Source organism: Halochromatium salexigens (genome assembly GCF_016653295.1).
Classification (GTDB): domain Bacteria; phylum Pseudomonadota; class Gammaproteobacteria; order Chromatiales; family Chromatiaceae; genus Lamprobacter; species Lamprobacter salexigens.
Genome location: NZ_NHSF01000020.1, coordinates 21941 through 39085 on the forward strand (window position 1 = coordinate 21941; position 17145 = coordinate 39085).

Here is a 17145-nt window from a genome sequence, read left to right on the forward strand (position 1 = left end):
TCAAGTCTGATCAACGCTGCTCCAATGCATCGAGCAATGGCTGCTCATAGCGCGTGCGGATATCGGCGATGATCGCGCCTGGATCATGGCCCTGCAACGCGTGGATGATCAATTCGCTGCGATCGGGACTGAGCGAGGCCGACAGGGTGCCGGGCGTCAAGGTGACGATATTCGCCAGCAGACTCACGCCGACGTTGCCCTGCAGGCGCAGCGGCATGCGGATGAAGGCCGGCTGGATGCGCGCCATCGGCCCGACGATGAGCCGCGCGACCGCGAGGTTCGCAACGACGATATCGACGAGCACGGTACCGGCCAGCCGCAGCAGCGACAACGGCCGACGGATGCGCACCTGCGCGGTCCAGAAACGCACCGTGTAGAGCGGGATCAGCCAGGCGAGCAGCGCGCCGAGCAGGATCTGACCGGGCGCGATCGAATTGACCAGCAGCAGCCAGAGGCCAAGCAGCATCAACGACAGAATCGGGTGCGGCAGAAGCGGTTTCATCAGTGTGCGGGCATGATTTGATCGGGCGGTGAATGGACGGTCGTTCGCCGTGGCCCGGCCACTTCGGCCATTTTTGCTGGCTCGGTGTCAGTGTCGGCGTCGGCGTCGTTATCAGTGGCCCCGGCACCCAGCACCGCCTCGAGATATCCACCGGGGTCGACCAACTGCGCGGCGGCAGCCTGCGCGTAGCCGTGGATCGGGCTTGCGAAGACGACGAACAGCAGGCTGATCCCGGCGAGCGCGGCGACCGGTACCAGCTTGGCCACATTGGGCAAGCTCGCGGTCCTGGCATGGGTCTCGGTCTTGAAGAACAGCGTGCTGCCGGCACGGGCCAGGGCGATGAGCGTCAGCAGGCCGGTGATCAGCACGATCGCCATGATCCAAGGCATCGCCGCCGGCGCGCCGACACTCGCCTTAAGGATCAGCACCTTGCCGATGAACCCCGACAGAGGCGGCAGCCCGGCGACCGCCAGCGCCAGCACCAGGAACAGCCCGCCGAGCAGATTCGCGGCCGGCAGCATGGGCCCGGCGCGCAGTTCATCGCCGAAGGCGCCCCGGGTGCGGGCCACATTCTCGGTGAGCATGAACAGGGCCGCCACGACCAGGGTCGATTGGAATGTGTAGTACAGGCCCGCGCTCAGCGCCGCCTCGCCGCCGAGGCCGAAGGCGGTCAGGATGCTGCCGGCGGAGACCACCACCAGATGCGAGACCAACAGGGCCAGGCGCTGGCTGGCGAGCGCGCCAAGGGTGCCGACCACGAGGGTGATCAGCCCGAGCACCAGCATCCAGGGATCGACCAGACCGGCGAGCGGGCCGGCGTCGGCGCCAAAGATCAGGCTGTAGACGCGCAGGATCGAATAGGCACCGACCTTGGTCATGATCGCGAACAAGGCGACCGCAGCCGGCCCCGCCGCCGAATAGGCGCCCGGCAGCCACAGATGCAGCGGCGCCAGCGCCGCCTTGAGCGCGAAGACCAGGAACAGCAACAGCGCCGCCGCGCGCACCAGCCCGATATCCTCTGGCCCCAGCGCCGCGACCCGCTGCGAGAGATCGGCCATGTTGAGGGTGCCGAGCACACCGTAGAGGGTGCCCACCGCGAACAAAAACAGGCTCGAGCCGACCAGGTTGATCACCACATAATGCAGGCCGGCACGACTGCGCGCCGCGCCACCGCCATGCAGTAGCAGCCCGTACGAGGCGATCAGCAGGATCTCGAAGAAGACGAAGAGATTGAACAGGTCACCGGTCAGGAAAGCGCCGTTCAGCCCCATCAGCAGGAATTGGAACAGCACATGGAACTGACGGCCACGACGATCGCTGCCCTGGATCGCATGCATCATCGCAAACAGCGCCAGCACCGAGGTCAGTAGCACCATCCCAGCCGCGAGCCGGTCGGCGACCAGCACGATGCCATGGGGCGCGGCCCAGTTGCCGAGCCGATAGACCAGGATCTCGCCATCGGCGACCTGCAACAACAGCCAGAGCGAGACGCCGAGCAACAACTGGACACCGAGCATGCTGAGGGTGCGCCGCAGAGGCGTGGCGCTGCCGCGCAACAGCACCAGGAGCGTCCCGGTCAGCAGTGGCACCAGGATCGGCGCGATCACCCCATGGGCGGTGACTGCGCTCATGGCTCGCGCCCGTCCACATGGTCGTTGCCGAGATCAGCGCGCGCGCGCAGGGCGAGCACGACGACGAAGGCGGTCATGCCGAAGCCGATCACGATCGCGGTCAGCACCAGCGCCTGCGGCAGTGGGTCGGCATAGGCCGAGCGGCCCGGTTCGATGATCGCCGGCACCCCGATGCTCAAGCGTCCCATCACGAACAGGAACAGGTTCACCGCATAGGAGAGCAGGGTGATGCCGAGCACGACCGGAAAGGTGCGCGCCCGCAACAGCAGATAGATGCCGCAACCGGCGAGCAGGCCGATGACCAGGGCGATGAGCGCTTCCATCAGGGTTTGGGGTCGCTGTTGGAGATGGGTGCCCGACGTTGCATCAGGCCGATGCGCCCGAGCCGGATCAGGATGACCAGGGTGATGCCGATCACGACCAGCATCACGCCGATGTCGAACAGCATCGCCGAGGCCAGCTCGATCTCGCCCAGGATCGGCACAGACCAATGGCCATGAGCCGAAGTCAGGAAGGGCGCGCCGAAGTACCAACTGCCGAGTCCGGTGGCGGTGGCGAGCAGCAGACCCAGGCCGATCAGCGGATGCAGCTCGCCGGACAGGCGCGTCTGGGTCCAGAGGACACCATTGGCGAGATATTGCATCACCAGCGCCACCGCGATGATGAGCCCGGCGATGAAGCCGCCACCCGGCAGGTGATGCCCACGCAGCAGGATGAACACCGCGACCATCAGGGCCAGCGGCAGCAGCAGGCGTGAGAAGGTGGCCAGGATCAGCGGGTGGGCATCGCTGCTCCAGGGCCGGCCCTGAGCATCGGCGCGCGGGGCCTCGAGGCGCAGATCGCGCAGCATCATGTAGATGCCGATCGCCGCGATCGCGAGCACTGTGATCTCACCGAGGGTGTCGAAGCCACGAAAGTCGACCAGGATGACGTTGACGACATTGCTGCCACCGCCACCGGGCACGCTGTTGCGCAGGAGCCAATCGGAAATGCTGTCGTAGGGACGGGTCAGCACCGCCCAGGTCAGCACCGTGGTCAGGCCGCCACCGAGCAGCGCCAGCAGCAGATCGCGCAGCTTGCGCGCCAGCGAGGACTCGCGTGGCGTCTCGGCCGGCAGGAAGTGCAGCGCCAGCAGCAGCAGGATGATGGTCACCATCTCCACCGCGAGCTGAGTGAGCGCCAGGTCCGGCGCCGAGAACTTGACGAAGGCGAGCGCGATGATCAACCCCACCACGCTCAGCATCACCAGCGCGGTCCAGCGCTGTCGGTGCAGGACCACGGTGCCGAGGGCGCCCACCGCGAGACAGAAGGCGGCGGCCGCGCTGACCGGATCGAGCGGCGTCAGGGTCGCGCTGCCGGTCAGGGGCATGCCCCAGAAGCCCAGCAGCAGCATGGCGGCGGCGGCGATGATCAGCACCGCGAGCATGTCCTGCAGCGAGCGGCGATGGATCAGATGATCGAGCACCCGGCTGCCCTGCAACAGCGCGCGCTCCCAGACCTCGTAGAGCCAGCGCGCATCGAGCTGACCGAGCGTGCGCTCGTGCCAGCGAAACAGCGGCCGTCGAATCGCGTAGATCAGCGCACCGCCGGACAGCGCCAGCATGCTCATGCCGAGCGCTGGCGTGAACCCGTGCCAGACCTTGAGACTGTACGCCGGCAGAGGCGCCTGCAGCGTGGCGCCGGCCGCGACCGCGAGCAGCGGCCCGAAGGTCAGGCTCGGAAAGATGCCGACCGCGATACAGATCACCACCAAGATCTCGACCGGCACGCGCATCCAACGCACGGGCTCATGCGGGGTGCGCGGCAGGTCGGTCGGGGTGCCGTTGAAGAAGACATCATGGATGAAGCGCAGCGAGTAGGCGACCGCCAGCGCACCGGCGATGGTCGCCAGCACCGGCAGCAACCAGGTGCTCTCCTCGAAGGTGGCCATGTAGACGGTCTTCTCGAAGAACATCTCCTTCGAAAGGAAGCCGTTGAGCAGGGGCACCCCAGCCATGGCGGCGGCGGCGATCATCGCCAGCAGGCCGGTCTGCGGCATGAACCGCCAGAGACCGGCCAGGCGGCGCATATCCCGCGTGCCGGCCTCGTGATCGATGATGCCGGCGGCCATGAACAGCGACGCCTTGAAGGTGGCGTGGTTCATGATGTGGAACAGACCCGCCACCGCAGCCAGCGGGGAGCCGATGCCGAACAGCAGCGTGATCAGGCCGAGATGACTGATGGTCGAATAGGCCAGCAGCCCCTTGAGGTCATGCTTGAACAGCGCGGTGTAGGCGCCGATCAGCAGCGTGGCCATGCCGGTGGGCGCGACCAGCCAGGTCCAGGCCTCGGAGCCGGAGAGGGCCGGGAACAGGCGCGCGAGCAGGAAGACGCCCGCCTTGACCATGGTCGCCGAGTGCAGATAGGCGCTGACCGGGGTGGGTGCCGCCATCGCATGCGGCAGCCAGAAATGGAACGGGAATTGCGCCGATTTGGTGAAGATCCCGAGCAGGATCAGCACCAGCGCCGGCAGGTAGAGCGGGTGCGCGTGGATGATCTCACGCGCGGCGAGCACGGTGCTGAGGTCATAGCTGCCGACGATCTCGCCGAGCAGCAGGATGCCGCCGAGCAGCGCCAGGCCGCCACCGCCGGTGATTGCCAGCGCCATGCGCGCGCCACGGCGCGCGTCCTCGCGCTGGCGCCAATAGCTGATCAGCAGGAACGAGCTGATGCTGGTCAGCTCCCAGAACATCAGCAGCTGAATCAGGTTCTCGGACATCACCAGCCCGAGCATCGACCCCATGAACAGCAGCAGATAGGCGTAGAAACGGCCCATCGGATCGCGCTCGGCCAGGTACCAGCGCGCGTAGAGGATCACCAACAGGCCGATGACCAGGATCATCAACGCGAACAGCAGCGCCAGTCCGTCCAGACGAAAGCCGAGCGAGAGCCCCAGCGCCGGCAGCCAGTCCAATTGCCAGAGCAGGGTCTCGCCCTGCATCACCGCCCAGGCCGGGGCGACCAGCAACGCCAGTGCCGAGACGACGACACCGCCGGTGACCCAGGCCGACCACAGCCGCCCGGCGGTGAGCGCCCAGGACGGCAACAGGGCGCCGATGAACGGGATCAGGACGATCAGCGCCAGTTGGGTCATCGCTTAGAGATGCGCGCGGCTATCGATCTTGTCGTTGGACAGATCCTGGAGGACGCTGCGGATGATCTCGCGCACGCGCTGTTCTTGGGCGCAGTCCTTGCCCTTGCGGGCGGCGGCGAAGAATTTGGCCAGCGCTTTGTGGTCCTCGCCGGCGAGGGCCTCGGTGAAGCCCTGCTGGACTTTCGCAGTCTGATCGGGCACGCGGTTGGGGGCGCTCTCATCGGCGGCCTGGCGACCATGCGCCCAATTCATCGCGCGCGCGCAATAGAGGATGCTGCGATCGAGCAGGATGAACGGGAAGCGCGGGTTGCTGACCGGCCCGAGCGTGAAGCGCTCGACACCGAGCGTGCGCTGGATGTCGAGCTTGGCCAGTTGCGAGGTGCCGAGCACGCCGAGCACGCTGCCGAGGCCAGCACCGATCAGGGTGCCGGCGCCGAATGAGAGGCCGCCGACGCCGAGGTCGATGGCACCACCGGTAGCCGCGCCGGCGGCGGCGCTGGCGAGTACTGTCTGGTGGCGATTGAGACCCAGGCGGCGCTCGACCTCATCGGAGAACAGATCCTTGACCAGCAAGGAGCTTGGCGAGACGTTCCAGACATGGTGTTTGAAATGCTCGCGGATTTCTGCCTGGGTCTTTTGCTCAAGCTTGCGGAGCCCTTCCTGCAGGTTTTCAGTCAAGTGCTGACGGATCTTTTCGCGATCCCGATCGGAATCCAGCTCATTCGCTTTGACGATCTTGACCACCTTGAAGGTCAACGCCTCGCGCAGCAGTTCCAGGAGACTGGTGACGCTTTGTTCGATGCGCCGCTGCCAATCGCGCTCGAAGGCGCGCACGGTCTCGTCCAGCATCGGCTCCCAGCGCTGATCGATGGCCTTGAGGGCGTTGAGCAGGGCGATCCGTTCGGCATAGGTCGCACGGTGGGCATTGAACGCGCGCACCGAATTGAACGACTTATTCAACGCATCCTGCCAAGCTGCGAGGTATTTGTCGTTGGCGGAGAGGTTGTTGAAGATGGCCATGCGTGGCCGGCCGGTAAGGCGCAGCAACTCCATCTCAGTGCGGTCCTTTTCCTTGATCCGCTTGGAGCCGTCGACCACCAGGATGATGCCGGCACCTTCGGCGATGGGTTTCAGCAGCGCGCAGTCGTGACTGTAGAGGTGATCGTGCCGATGGGCCTCAAGGAAGGCGCGCGCTAGATCGGTACCGCCGGGATGGCGTTGAAACCACTCGAGAATGTCGGTGGGATTTTGGAAACCTGGGGTATCAATGAAGCGCAACACGGTCTTGCCATCGATCTCGACCGGATATTGATCGGAGCGCGTCGTGGTACCGGCGCGCTTGTCGATGGCGATGCGGTCGTTTTCGGTCAGCGTCGCGACTACGGACGACTTGCCGGCATTGGGATGGCCAACGATGGCGAGTGTCGGAACCTGGGTTTCCATCAAGATGCCTCGTCATCAGGGGGGGCAAGCATGATCAAGCGCAGATAAGGGTCGCCCATCTGCTCGATCTTGCGCTGCCAATCGGCGAAATCAAAACCGCTTAATGGCGGTAGCGGATCATCCCTGTCGTCGTCGGGATCCCCGGTCAGCGCCAGCAGCACCTGGGCCTGGTTGCCAGCAGCGGAACGGACCGCGCGCAGGAGACGTAGATTCTCGGTAATCGGTGGCTGGGAGCCGTCTTGGATAAGGGCGATCCGCGCCGGTGGCGCGCTCCAGGTTGCGTGACGGATCATCTCGATTGCTTGCTCGGTCATGGCCCGTCCGCCGCCATAGGTGGCCGCGGCCGCGACTCGCCAGCCCGTTTGGTCGCGCAGTAGCTGTTGCAGGCGAGCGTGGTCCTGCTCCTCGAGCATGTCGGCGACGTCGATATGCAGCAGCAGGAGGCAGGCATCGGCCTCTACCGAGATACGTTCTGATGAGGCCGCGGATGGCGGAAGCTGGGCAATGAGCGGGGTTGGTTGTCCGGCCGCAGTGGCCGGTTCAGGCGAGGCCTGGCGCGCGCTTGGTTGGTCGGCTCCCGGTGCTGGTGCTGGGGGGCTCGCGGGCGCTGCCAACTCCTCCTTGGGAGCGGGCGTCGAGGCTTCAGGCGCGACGGGTGTCTTTGGCGGCCGCGGAGCCGAGGTTGGCCGGGTCAGTGGCTTGAGCGGCGCGGGGATCGGCATCTCCGGTCCCGCGCCTGTGTGTATCGTGCGAATCTCGATACTTGGCGTGATCATGCGTGCATAGGGTGCCTGCGCGCTTTGGTGCGTGAACGGCAAGGTCGCGAGGGCTCGCCGCTGCTTGAAGGCCGAGAGACCGAGCAGCGCGACCCGCGGCAGCAGGCCATAGGTGAAGACGGCTAGCACCAGGAACCAACGCCAAGAGCGCAGTTGATCGGCATTGAGGACGTAGAGTGGGTCCTTGAGGCTGATGCGCGTCCCGGCGATCTCTTGCAGCGTCGGTACGCCGACGCCCTCGCCGAACAGCCAGCTCCAAGGCAGCGCGATCAGGCGTGCGAGATGCTGGACGGTCTCGGCGCTGATATTCATCGCCGACCCCCAGCCGAAACCGAGGTCGGCGAACCAGATCATGGCGATGGTCATGAGGATGGCGCCGATGTTGAAGCCAATGCCGAAGACCTGGGCCGGCACGAGCATCGGGAGATAGCTCGCGGGGCCGTAGAGGGCATAGTTGGCCTGCAACAGCCCCTGCTTGGCCTTGGTCCGCTCGCGCAGCTCAGGGGCGACATGGGTGATTCGCTGCTTTTGAATCCAACGCGCCGCGCGCGAGAACAGCGGCCGCAGGACTTGCCCAAGCAATGAGAGATCTTGGGTGGCGCCCTTGATTATTTTCGAGCGGCGCCCGTACCAGAGCCCGATCGTGGTGCCGACCAGGATCAGCTGGAGTAGCACCAGCCAAAATAGGTACCAGGAGACATTGACCGGGTGGTCACCCTCATAATGCAGCAGGGTTGAGGCAGCGCCGAGGCCAACGGCGAAACCAATCACTCCCATCGCGGTAGAGACGAGGCGTTGCGCACGAGCGAAGGCCTGGCCGGGAAGCAGCTCGGCGAGTCCGGGGTCTTCTTGCTTGCGGCGCAGTTCGAGCCACCAGCGCAGCGCGCGATTGCGATGCTTGCTGCTATGGGCGTCGGCCTCGCCGATGATCGGTGCGATCTGGTCTTTGTAGAGGTGGCGGTCACGCTCGGCCAGGTATTTCCGCTGCGCCGGTTGCTCGTGCAGCAGGCGCTCGTCTTCGTCGACGTAATAGTCGAAGTCGATAAGGTCTGGAACCTGCCAACGCAGTGTATCAGCCCTGTGACCGCGAGCGCCTTTGAGGATTGGCGCTAGACGCCGAAGAGGGGAATCCATGGAGAGTTAAGCTGTGCGATAGCTGGTGAACGTGCCTGCCCGGATGGCTCAAAAAACAGCGGCTGTTGCACTAGTGGGTGCTGTGAGCGCCTGATGCTGGCTGCAAGGTATACCGCGCATGGCCTCATGATCAAGGGCCCACGCTTGGGTTGACATACAGCAAGCCTCGCCTGTGATGGGTGCATGCTTCGCTGGCGCGAAAAAATTCGGCTGCTATACTGTCAGGAATGATTGACATCAGCCCGAGTTGACACTTTGACCATTGACCCCCCCCCGGCTGGCACCATAGCAGCGCGCACGCTCGATGCCGCGAAAAAACCAAAAGCCGTCATCATCGGTAGCGGTTTTGGCGGGCTTGCTGCGGCGATTCGCCTCGGTTACCGCGGCTACCAGGTGAGCGTCGTCGAGAAACTCGACGCCCCGGGCGGGCGGGCCTATGTGCACGAGATCGATGGTTTCACCTTCGACGCCGGTCCGACCATCATCACCGCGCCCTTTCTGCTCGACGAACTCTGGGAGATGTGTGGACGCCGCTTCAGGGACGAGATCGATCTGCGCCCGATGGACCCCTTCTATCGCATCCGCTTCGATGATGGCGCGGTCTTCGACACCAATGGCGATGCCGAGGCCATGCGCGCGCAGGTCGAGCGCTTCGCACCGGACGATGTCGCCGGCTACGAGCGGTTCATAAAAGCCAGCGAGGAGATCTTCCAGGTCGGCTTCGTCGAACTCGGCCATGTGCCGTTCACGCAGTGGCAAGAGATGGCGCGTATCGTGCCGAAGATGGTCAAGCTGCGCAGCTATCGCAGCGTCTACGCGATGGTCTCGCAGTACGTCAAGGACGAGCGGCTGCGCGTCGCGCTCTCGTTCCATCCGCTGCTGATCGGTGGCAACCCGTTCACGGTCACCTCCATCTACACGCTGATCTCGTATCTCGAGCGCCATTGGGGCGTGCACTCGGCGATCGGTGGCACCGGTGCCATCGTCAATGGCCTGGTCGATCTGATCCGGGGCCAGGGCGGTGAGCTGCGCCTGAACGCCGAGGTGACCGAGATCACCGTCGAGAACGGCAAGGCGACCGGCGTCAAACTCAAGGACGGCGAGTCCATCGGCGCCGATATCGTCGTCTCCAACGCCGATGTCGCTTGGACCTACAAGCATCTGCTGCCAGGCGTCACGCGCAAACACTGGACCGATCCCAAGCTCGACAAGGCGCGCTACTCCAACGGCCTGTTCGTCTGGTACTTCGGCACCAAGCGCCGCTACGAGGAGGTCAAGCATCACAGCATCCTGCTCGGGCCGCGTTACAAAGGGCTGCTGCAGGATATCTTCGATCGCAAGGTGCTCGCGGACGATTTCAGCCTCTATCTGCACCGCCCGACGGCGACCGATCCCGCGCTCGCGCCCGAGGGCTGCGATACCTTCTATGTGCTCGCCCCGGTGCCGCATCTGGACGCGGAGATCGACTGGGCCGAGCGCGCCGAGCCTTATCGGCGCGCCATCTCGGCCTACCTGTCCGACACCCTGCTGCCTGACCTCGAGGAGCAGCTCGCGGTGTCCTTGATCACCACGCCTAAGGACTTCGAGCAGCGCCTCTGCTCGGTCAAGGGTGCTGGGTTTAGCCTGGAGCCGGTTCTCATGCAAAGCGCTTGGTTCCGGCCCCACAATAAAAGCGAAGAGGTCGAGCACCTCTACATGGTCGGCGCTGGCACCCACCCCGGAGCGGGTGTGCCTGGCGTCATCTCGACAGCGCGTGTACTGGATACGGTGGTCCCCGATGCCTCTGTTTTTGCGTGAAACCAATCCCTCGGATGCGACGGACCTAGCTGCCTGTCGGCAGCTGCTGAGCAACGGCTCAAAGTCGTTCTTCGCCGCATCCTTCTTTCTGCCTAAGATGATCCGTGATCCAGCCGCCGCGCTTTATGCGTTCTGCCGCGTTGCCGACGATGCGATCGACGAGCAGCGTGATCAGCAGGCGGCGCTCGCCGAGCTGCGCGAGCGACTCGATCGGGTCTATCAGGGTCGGCCGCGACCGCTGGCCCCGGATCGCGCCTTCGCGGCGACGGTCGAGCGCTTCGAGATACCGCGCGCACTGCCAGAGGCTTTGCTCGAGGGCTTCGAGTGGGATGCCGACGGGCGCAGCTATGAGACCATCGAGGGTGTGCTCGATTACTCCGCGCGCGTCGCCGCCGTCGTCGGCGCCATGATGACCGTGATCATGGGCGTACGCGCGCCGCATGTGTTGGCACGCGCCTGTGATCTCGGCACCGCCATGCAGTTGACTAATATCTGCCGCGATGTGGGCGAAGATGCCCGCAACGGTCGCGTCTATCTGCCCAAGGCCTGGCTGCGCGAGGAAGGCCTGGACGTCGAGGCCTGGTTGGCGCACCCGACCTATAACGAGGCCGTCGGCGCCGTCATCAAGCGCGTGCTGGACATGTCCGAGGCGATCTATCAGCGTGCCGAATCCGGCATTGCCAAGCTGCCAGTGGCTTGCCGTCCCGGGATCTATGCCGCTCGCCTGCTCTACGCCGAGATCGGCCGCGAAGTGGCTCGCAATGGCTACGATTCCGTCACCACACGCGCGGTCGTTGCGCCGGGACGCAAGGTGACATTATTAAGTCGAGCCGTGGCTGCAACGCCATTTCCGGGTCGTCGCTGCGCCGATCCAGCATTGCCCGAGAATCAGTTCTTGGTCAGCGCGGCCGCGGCGAAGGCTGGACCGGCGAGATCTCGGTCTGCTGTGCTGCGGTCTGATCAAGTTACAGGCCAGCACCTAACGGAGCAGCAAACTCCGCAGTCGGTCGGCGAGAAATTGGTCTGGGTCCTGGATCTGTTCGCGACCTTGGACGAGCGTCAACGCACGGCATCCCTGGGCTGAGCCCTCACATTGCATGCCTGGAACTGCTGAACCGCGGATATCCAACATGGGAGGCGATTCATGAGCTTCTACATCGGCATCCTGGCGCTGGTGCTGGGCGCCTTCTACTTCTGGCGCAGCGCGCGGCATCGGACATTGGTGATCAGCGCCCGTGAACGGGCCGAGGCCAATGGCGGCTTGCCTGAGATCGATTCGTTCTGGACCTCGATGGGCCTGTCATTCATGCCCTTCTTCCTGTTCTATGGTGCCTTTACGTCGCTGCTGCTGATTGGCGGCTACTTCCTGACCGATCTCAAGCAGTATCTGTCGTTGTTCGATCTGTTTGGACTCCTGACGCTGATCGTTGCCTATACCGGCTGGATTCTGATTCGGACCCTTTACAATAAGTTAGGGCTGGATTTATCGGGCAGCTAGTGTTTATTCTGGCTATGCTCGGGCCGTTCGGCGGCACTGCCGACCCAGGGCTCGCGATGCCAGCTACCCGCACGATATACCAGCGCTTCTCCACGCGTCTCTTGCCAGTCCGCGAGTACATGCCTCATGGCGGGCTGTCCATCGAGGTTAAACGCGTGGTCCCCTGGCCGGTGGGTATGACCATGGATCAGCCGGCGGACAGCATGGCGCTGCATCCGCAGGCTGATCGCGCTCCTGTTCACGTCCATGATCTCGGCCGATTTGCCCGTCATCGCTTCGCTGCTGCGTTGTCGATAATCCGCGGCGATGCGGCGGCGCTTCTGTAGCGGCGACCAGAGAAACAGGCGCTGGACTAGCGGGTTGCGCACTCGCCGGCGAAAGCGCTGGTAGGCAATGTCGTCGCTGCAGAGGAGATCGCCGTGCATCAACAGGATCGGCTCGCCGCCGAGCTGGATGCGGCATGGGTCGCGGACGAGATCACAGCCCGTCGCCCGCGCGAAGCGGCGGCCGATGAGGAAGTCGCGATTGCCATGCATGAGTGCGCAGCGCGTGCCCTGGCGCGTCAGCCACTGCAAGGCGATGCGCACCTCGGGGAGCGAATCGTCGTCATCGCCGATCCAGGCGTCGAAGAGATCACCAAGGATGTAGAGCTGACGCGCGCCAGCGGCGCGGTGCTCGAGGAAGCTGACGAAAAGCTCGGTCAGTGCCGGCCGCTGCGGCGAGAGATGCAGATCGGCGATGAACAGGGTCTCGCCCGGGCGCGGCGACTCAACATGGCGATGCCGCATCATGGTCCACTCAGTGCCTCGGCACGGCTGCTGCGTGGCCTCTTGCACGGCCGGGGTTAGTCGAGGATCTCGGCCTTCTCGATGATGACATCCTCGACGGGAACGTCTTGATGACCTTGGCGGCCGCCGGTCTTGATCTCCTTGATGGCATTGACGACGTCCATGCCCTCGGTCACCTTGCCGAAGGCGCAGTAGCCCCAGCCATCCTGTCCGGGGTGGTCGAGGAAGCTGTTATCGGCCACATTGATGAAGAACTGCGACGAGGCCGAATGCGGGTCGTTGGTGCGGGCCATGGCGATGGTGCCGACCTTGTTCTTGAGCCCATTGTTGGCCTCGTTCTCGATCGGGGGGCGTGTCGCTTTGGGCGCGAAGTTGACGTCCATGCCGCCACCTTGAATCATGAAGCCATTGATAACGCGGTGGAACAGGGTGCCATCGTAGTGGCCGTCGCGCACGTACTGCTCAAAGTTCGCGGCCGTGGTCGGGGCGTTCTCGTGATCGAGCTCGAGCAAGATGTCGCCGTGATTGGTCTTGAGTTTAATCATTAAGGATTCTCCATGGTTTCGGGGCCAGCTTATCAAAACTGGCCGCGAGATTCGCCCGTTCGCACATTCAGGGTATCCACCGACGCCGCGGTTTGGTAGACCTGACCCCTTTGTTAGCATCGATTACTCAGTCGCTTGGGATCACTCCTCTCATGTTACACATCCACAATAGCCTGACCCGCCGCAAAGCACCCTTTCAGCCGATCGAGCCCGGCAAGGTCCGCATGTATGTCTGCGGCATGACGGTCTACGACTATTGTCATCTCGGCCATGCGCGGGTGTTGGTGGTCTTCGATGTGATCTACCGCTGGCTGATGCGCAGCGGCTATGAGGTGACCTATGTGCGCAATATCACCGATATCGACGATAAGATTCTGGCCCGTGCTGTCGAAAGCGATGAACCCTTCACGGCCCTGACCGAGCGTTTCATCGGCGCCATGCACGAGGACGCGGCGGCGCTCGGTGTCCTGCCGCCTAATGATGAGCCGCGCGCCACTGCCCATCTCGACGAGATCATCGCGATGATCGAGCGTCTGATCGAAAATGGGCATGCCTACGTCGCCGCGAATGGCGATGTCTACTATGCCGTCGCAAGCTTCCCGGGCTATGGACGCCTGTCCGGCAAGGACCCCAGGGATCTGCGTGCTGGGGCTCGGGTCGATGTCGAGGATGCCAAGCAGGATCCGCTCGACTTCGCGCTCTGGAAGGCCGCAAAACCGGGTGAGCCGGCCTGGGCAGCGCCCTGGGGCGCGGGACGACCGGGCTGGCACATCGAATGCTCGGCGATGTCGACTTGCCGGCTCGGCAATCATTTCGACATCCATGGTGGCGGAGCCGATCTGCAGTTCCCGCACCATGAGAACGAGATCGCCCAGTCCGAGGGGGCGACCGGTGAGCCCTTCGTCAACGTCTGGATCCATAATGGCTTTGTGCGCATCAACGACGAGAAGATGTCCAAATCACTGGGCAACTTCTTCACCGTGCGCGAGATCCTGGCGCGCTACCAGGCCGAGGAGATCCGTTATTTTATCCTGACCAGTCATTATCGCAGCCCGCTCAATTATGATGATAGTCAGCTCGATGGCGCGCGAGCGGCGCTCACGCGCCTGTACACGGCGTTGCGCGGCTTGCCGGCTGTCGAGGAGCCCGATGGTGAGCCCATCTGGGAGCCAGCCGAGGAAGCAGCCGGGGCGGTGGCTGGAGATGCGGTGGCTGGAGGCACGGTTGATGGGATGCATCGAGTGCCTGCAGGGGCGGCTGAGGGGGCGCCTCGGTGGGCAACTGCAGCGGCACCTGGGAGCGAGCAGGCGCGCGCGCGTTTCGCCGCCGCCATGAATGACGATTTCAACACCCCCGAGGCGCTCGCGGTGCTGTTCGATCTTGCGCGCGAGATCAACCGTGTGCGCGATGCTGATCCACGGGCCGCGGCCGCGCTCGCTGCCGAACTGCGCCAACTCGCCGCTGTGCTTGGACTTTTGGAACAGGATGCGGAGGCTTATCTGCGCGGTGACAGCACGGAGGGGCCGGGTGATGCGGAGATCGAGGCGCTGATCGCGGCGCGTGCCGAGGCTCGTTGGGCGCGCGACTTCGCCGAAGCCGATCGCATCCGCGACCAGCTCCAGGCGGCCGGGATTCAACTTGAAGATGGCGCCGGCGGCACCTCCTGGCGCCGCATATAGCACAAGTGTCCAGCCACAGGCGAGACGTCGGCATTGGTCCCGCTACATCGCGGCCTGCTCAACCCGCGAGGTCCGCGGCCTGCAAGGTATTTTCGAGCAGGCTGGCGATGGTCATGGGACCAACCCCACCGGGGACGGGTGTGATCCAGCTTGCATGTTCGCGAGCAGCGTCGACATCGACATCGCCGCAGAGCTTGCCGGCGGCGTCTCGGTTCATGCCGACATCGATCACCATCGCGCCGGGCTTGATCCAATCGCCGGGCACGAACCGCTCGCGGCCGATCGCGACCACGAGGATATCCGCCGCCCGCGCCTTTTCGGCGAGGTCCTTGGTCCGGCTATGACAGACGGTGATCGTGCAGCGTGCCGCGAGCAGCTCCAGAGCCATCGGTCGACCGACAATATTCGACTGACCGATGACGACCGCGTCCAGGCCTTCCAGCGCTTGCCCGGTGCGCTCGAGCAGCGTCATGACGCCTTTGGGTGTGCAGGGCCGCAGCACCGGCATGCGCAACGATAGCCGACCGACGTTATAAGGATGGAAGCCGTCGACATCCTTGGTCGGCAGGATGCGCTCGATCACCGCCTCGGGATTGATCTGCGCCGGCAGCGGCAGCTGTACCAGGATGCCGTTGATGGCGGGATCGGCGTTCAGCGCGTCGACGACTTCAAGCAGTTCGTCCTGGGAAACGCTGGCGGGAAGCTCATGCAGCTCGGAGTGGAAGCCGACCTCGGCACAGGCCTTGTGCTTATTGCGCACATAGACCTGCGAGGCCGGATTATCGCCGACGAGCACTACGGCAAGCCCTGGCCTTGGTTTGCCTGCTCGCCGGCGCTCGGCGACCTTGGTCGCCACCTCGGCACGGACTTCGGCCGCGATGGCCTTTCCGTCTAAAATCTTTGCACTCATCTCGTTCCTCTCAGTCCCGCTTCGCAGTCCCACTCTGGCTCAGCGCTGCATCCTAACCTTGCGGCGGGATTCCTGCATGGGTCTCGCGCAGGCGAGGGCGTCCATGCGTTGACGCCTTCGCTCTCAGGGCGTATTCTAAAGGGCTTGCTAGGCGACCCTGTATGGGCCGGTAAGCAAGAAAATAGCACAGCTCGGGGTATAGCGCAGTCTGGTAGCGCGCCTGCTTTGGGAGCAGGATGTCGGGGGTTCGAATCCCTCTACCCCGACCAACACGCATGTCGGGAGACCCGGCACCTAGGCGAGCGGTAGAATGAGCGCCCGTAGCTCAGCTGGATAGAGCAACGGCCTTCTAAGCCGTTGGTCGCAGGTTCGAGTCCTGCCGGGCGCGCCAATGCGTCCCCAATGCGCTTATTGACAACGTGCATGGAATGCTTGAGATTAATTAGCCGGCTTCGTGTCGATGGTGGACGTAGCTCAGTTGGTAGAGCACAGGATTGTGGCTCCTGCGGTCGTGGGTTCGATTCCCATCGTCCACCCCAATCCAAAGGGCCCAAGCACCAGCTTGGGCCCTTTTTGTTTGTCCATTCCAAGCACGACAGCAGTCGCTGTTGTAAGCAGTCTTGCCGGGAGGTTTTCGAATGTCCGAGGCGACGAAGCAGTTTTATGCCGGGTTGTTGCAACGTCATGGCACCTCTTGCCGGGCGTTGTCGTTTTCGTCAGTATCGACCCAGCACATGCGCTTCTCGGCGTTGCTCCCGGTGTTGCCGCCAGCTCTGGATGCGGCGTTTTCGCTGCTTGATGTCGGTTGTGGATTCGCTGATCTGTATGGGTTTCTGCTCGAGGCGGGTTACCGCAACATCGACTACACGGGCATTGATATCATGCCCGAGTTCACTGACCATGCCGCGGCCCGCTATCCCGAGGCCACTTTCGTCACCGGTGACTTTCTCCGGCTGGGACCGCAGGCGGGAACCTACGATTTCGTACTCTCGTCAGGGGCGCTGAATCTGGTCAATGAGCAGTATCCGGATCATTACGACTTCGTGTTCGCGATGGTTGAGCAGATGTATCAGACCGCAGCCCAGGGCGTGGCCTTCAATCTGCTTTCCGCGGAGGGCAAGCGCCATTTCGCCCATGATGAGCGCTTCTTCTACTGCCAGGCCGAGCGGGTGCTGGAGCATTGTCGACGCAAGGCCCCGGCAACAGAGCTGGATCACGGTTATCTCAGCTACGATTTTGCGATCCGCTCTCGGTGGGAAAACCCCACAGCAGGATAAGCCGTGATCATGCGCGTTCACCCCCCTGGGGC

Annotated in this window: 14 protein-coding genes and 3 tRNA genes; 8 read left to right on the top strand and 9 right to left on the bottom strand. The window is 64.0% G+C overall.

The genetic code is table 11. The annotated features are described in order from the left end of the window. Positions 1-10 precede the first annotated feature (10 nt). Genes CCR82_RS03670 through CCR82_RS03695 form a run of 6 tightly spaced genes read right to left on the bottom strand, consistent with a single transcriptional unit; the run spans position 11 to position 8619 of the window. Complete coding sequence (locus CCR82_RS03670; protein WP_338073097.1) at positions 11-502, bottom strand: Na+/H+ antiporter subunit E; 492 nt, start codon at positions 500-502, stop codon at positions 11-13. After that, positions 502-2133: a monovalent cation/H+ antiporter subunit D gene (locus CCR82_RS03675; protein WP_201244042.1), complete on the bottom strand. Its 1632-nt coding sequence runs from the start codon at positions 2131-2133 to the stop codon at positions 502-504. Before CCR82_RS03675 ends, CCR82_RS03670 begins: the two co-directional genes overlap by 1 nt. Beyond that, positions 2130-2456 (bottom strand): Na+/H+ antiporter subunit C, encoded by a 327-nt coding sequence (locus CCR82_RS03680; protein ID WP_201244043.1) that lies wholly within the window; start codon positions 2454-2456, stop codon positions 2130-2132. The genes CCR82_RS03675 and CCR82_RS03680 overlap by 4 nt, the downstream gene beginning before the upstream one ends. After that, a complete protein-coding gene (locus CCR82_RS03685) occupies positions 2456-5266 on the bottom strand; it encodes a monovalent cation/H+ antiporter subunit A (RefSeq protein ID WP_201244045.1) in 2811 nt (936 codons plus the stop codon). Before CCR82_RS03685 ends, CCR82_RS03680 begins: the two co-directional genes overlap by 1 nt. Before the next feature lie 3 nt (positions 5267-5269). After that, positions 5270-6709 (bottom strand): GTPase/DUF3482 domain-containing protein, encoded by a 1440-nt coding sequence (locus CCR82_RS03690; RefSeq protein WP_201244047.1) that lies wholly within the window; start codon positions 6707-6709, stop codon positions 5270-5272. Then, the gene (locus CCR82_RS03695) at positions 6709-8619 is read right to left on the bottom strand and encodes a DUF2868 domain-containing protein (protein ID WP_201244048.1); all 1911 of its coding nucleotides are present in this window, start codon (positions 8617-8619) and stop codon (positions 6709-6711) included. The genes CCR82_RS03690 and CCR82_RS03695 overlap by 1 nt, the downstream gene beginning before the upstream one ends. A 261-nt stretch (positions 8620-8880) precedes the next feature. Between CCR82_RS03695 and CCR82_RS03700 the strand changes: the two genes are divergently transcribed. From CCR82_RS03700 to CCR82_RS03710, 3 genes are read left to right on the top strand one after another with little or no spacing between them, the layout of a single operon-like run. Further along, entirely contained in the window at positions 8881-10416 is a 1536-nt protein-coding gene (locus tag CCR82_RS03700; RefSeq protein ID WP_420827310.1) for a phytoene desaturase, read from the top strand. Continuing rightward, on the top strand, positions 10397-11500 hold the full coding sequence (locus tag CCR82_RS03705; protein ID WP_201244050.1) for a phytoene/squalene synthase family protein: 1104 nt from the start codon (positions 10397-10399) through the stop codon (positions 11498-11500). The genes CCR82_RS03700 and CCR82_RS03705 overlap by 20 nt, the downstream gene beginning before the upstream one ends. Positions 11501-11560: 60 nt before the next feature. Next, positions 11561-11914: a hypothetical protein gene (locus tag CCR82_RS03710; RefSeq protein ID WP_201244052.1), complete on the top strand. Its 354-nt coding sequence runs from the start codon at positions 11561-11563 to the stop codon at positions 11912-11914. Here the strand turns inward: CCR82_RS03710 and CCR82_RS03715 are convergent. Then, entirely contained in the window at positions 11911-12705 is a 795-nt protein-coding gene (locus CCR82_RS03715; protein WP_242513234.1) for a UDP-2,3-diacylglucosamine diphosphatase, read from the bottom strand. The genes CCR82_RS03710 and CCR82_RS03715 overlap by 4 nt on opposite strands. A gap of 53 nt (positions 12706-12758) precedes the next feature. Next, on the bottom strand, positions 12759-13247 hold the full coding sequence (locus CCR82_RS03720) for a peptidylprolyl isomerase (RefSeq protein WP_201244054.1): 489 nt from the start codon (positions 13245-13247) through the stop codon (positions 12759-12761). Between the two features lie 152 nt (positions 13248-13399). On the opposite strand from CCR82_RS03720, the gene cysS reads away from it, so the two are divergent. Continuing rightward, positions 13400-14926, top strand: a complete 1527-nt coding sequence (gene cysS, locus CCR82_RS19265) for a cysteine--tRNA ligase (RefSeq protein ID WP_201244056.1) — start codon at positions 13400-13402, stop codon at positions 14924-14926. 58 nt (positions 14927-14984) lie between these two features. On the opposite strand, the gene folD is transcribed toward cysS, so the two are convergent. Further along, positions 14985-15836, bottom strand: coding sequence for a bifunctional methylenetetrahydrofolate dehydrogenase/methenyltetrahydrofolate cyclohydrolase FolD (folD, locus tag CCR82_RS03730; protein ID WP_201244057.1), 852 nt, complete (start codon positions 15834-15836; stop codon positions 14985-14987). Between the two features lie 192 nt (positions 15837-16028). Between folD and CCR82_RS03735 the strand changes: the two genes are divergently transcribed. From CCR82_RS03735 to CCR82_RS03750, 4 genes are all read left to right on the top strand, one after another. Beyond that, positions 16029-16105 (top strand) — tRNA-Pro (locus CCR82_RS03735). A gap of 45 nt (positions 16106-16150) precedes the next feature. Beyond that, positions 16151-16227 (top strand) — tRNA-Arg (locus tag CCR82_RS03740). Between the two features lie 72 nt (positions 16228-16299). Further along, positions 16300-16375 (top strand) — tRNA-His (locus CCR82_RS03745). Positions 16376-16570: 195 nt separating this feature from the next. After that, positions 16571-17113, top strand: a complete 543-nt coding sequence (locus tag CCR82_RS03750; protein ID WP_201244059.1) for a class I SAM-dependent methyltransferase — start codon at positions 16571-16573, stop codon at positions 17111-17113. Positions 17114-17145 lie beyond the last annotated feature (32 nt).

What these genes read in the sequence shown, in the direction of transcription:
- CCR82_RS03670 (WP_338073097.1), bottom strand. Translation starts at nt 502, where the DNA reads ATGAAACCGCTTCTGCCGCACCCGATTCTGTCGTTGATGCTGCTTGGC.
- CCR82_RS03675 (WP_201244042.1), bottom strand. Translation starts at nt 2,133, where the DNA reads ATGAGCGCAGTCACCGCCCATGGGGTGATCGCGCCGATCCTGGTGCCA.
- CCR82_RS03680 (WP_201244043.1), bottom strand. Translation starts at nt 2,456, where the DNA reads ATGGAAGCGCTCATCGCCCTGGTCATCGGCCTGCTCGCCGGTTGCGGC.
- CCR82_RS03685 (WP_201244045.1), bottom strand. Translation starts at nt 5,266, where the DNA reads ATGACCCAACTGGCGCTGATCGTCCTGATCCCGTTCATCGGCGCCCTG.
- CCR82_RS03690 (WP_201244047.1), bottom strand. Translation starts at nt 6,709, where the DNA reads ATGGAAACCCAGGTTCCGACACTCGCCATCGTTGGCCATCCCAATGCC.
- CCR82_RS03695 (WP_201244048.1), bottom strand. Translation starts at nt 8,619, where the DNA reads ATGGATTCCCCTCTTCGGCGTCTAGCGCCAATCCTCAAAGGCGCTCGC.
- CCR82_RS03705 (WP_201244050.1), top strand. Translation starts at nt 10,397, where the DNA reads ATGCCTCTGTTTTTGCGTGAAACCAATCCCTCGGATGCGACGGACCTA.
- CCR82_RS03710 (WP_201244052.1), top strand. Translation starts at nt 11,561, where the DNA reads ATGAGCTTCTACATCGGCATCCTGGCGCTGGTGCTGGGCGCCTTCTAC.
- CCR82_RS03715 (WP_242513234.1), bottom strand. Translation starts at nt 12,705, where the DNA reads ATGATGCGGCATCGCCATGTTGAGTCGCCGCGCCCGGGCGAGACCCTG.
- CCR82_RS03720 (WP_201244054.1), bottom strand. Translation starts at nt 13,247, where the DNA reads ATGATTAAACTCAAGACCAATCACGGCGACATCTTGCTCGAGCTCGAT.
- cysS (WP_201244056.1), top strand. Translation starts at nt 13,400, where the DNA reads ATGTTACACATCCACAATAGCCTGACCCGCCGCAAAGCACCCTTTCAG.
- folD (WP_201244057.1), bottom strand. Translation starts at nt 15,836, where the DNA reads ATGAGTGCAAAGATTTTAGACGGAAAGGCCATCGCGGCCGAAGTCCGT.
- CCR82_RS03750 (WP_201244059.1), top strand. Translation starts at nt 16,571, where the DNA reads ATGCGCTTCTCGGCGTTGCTCCCGGTGTTGCCGCCAGCTCTGGATGCG.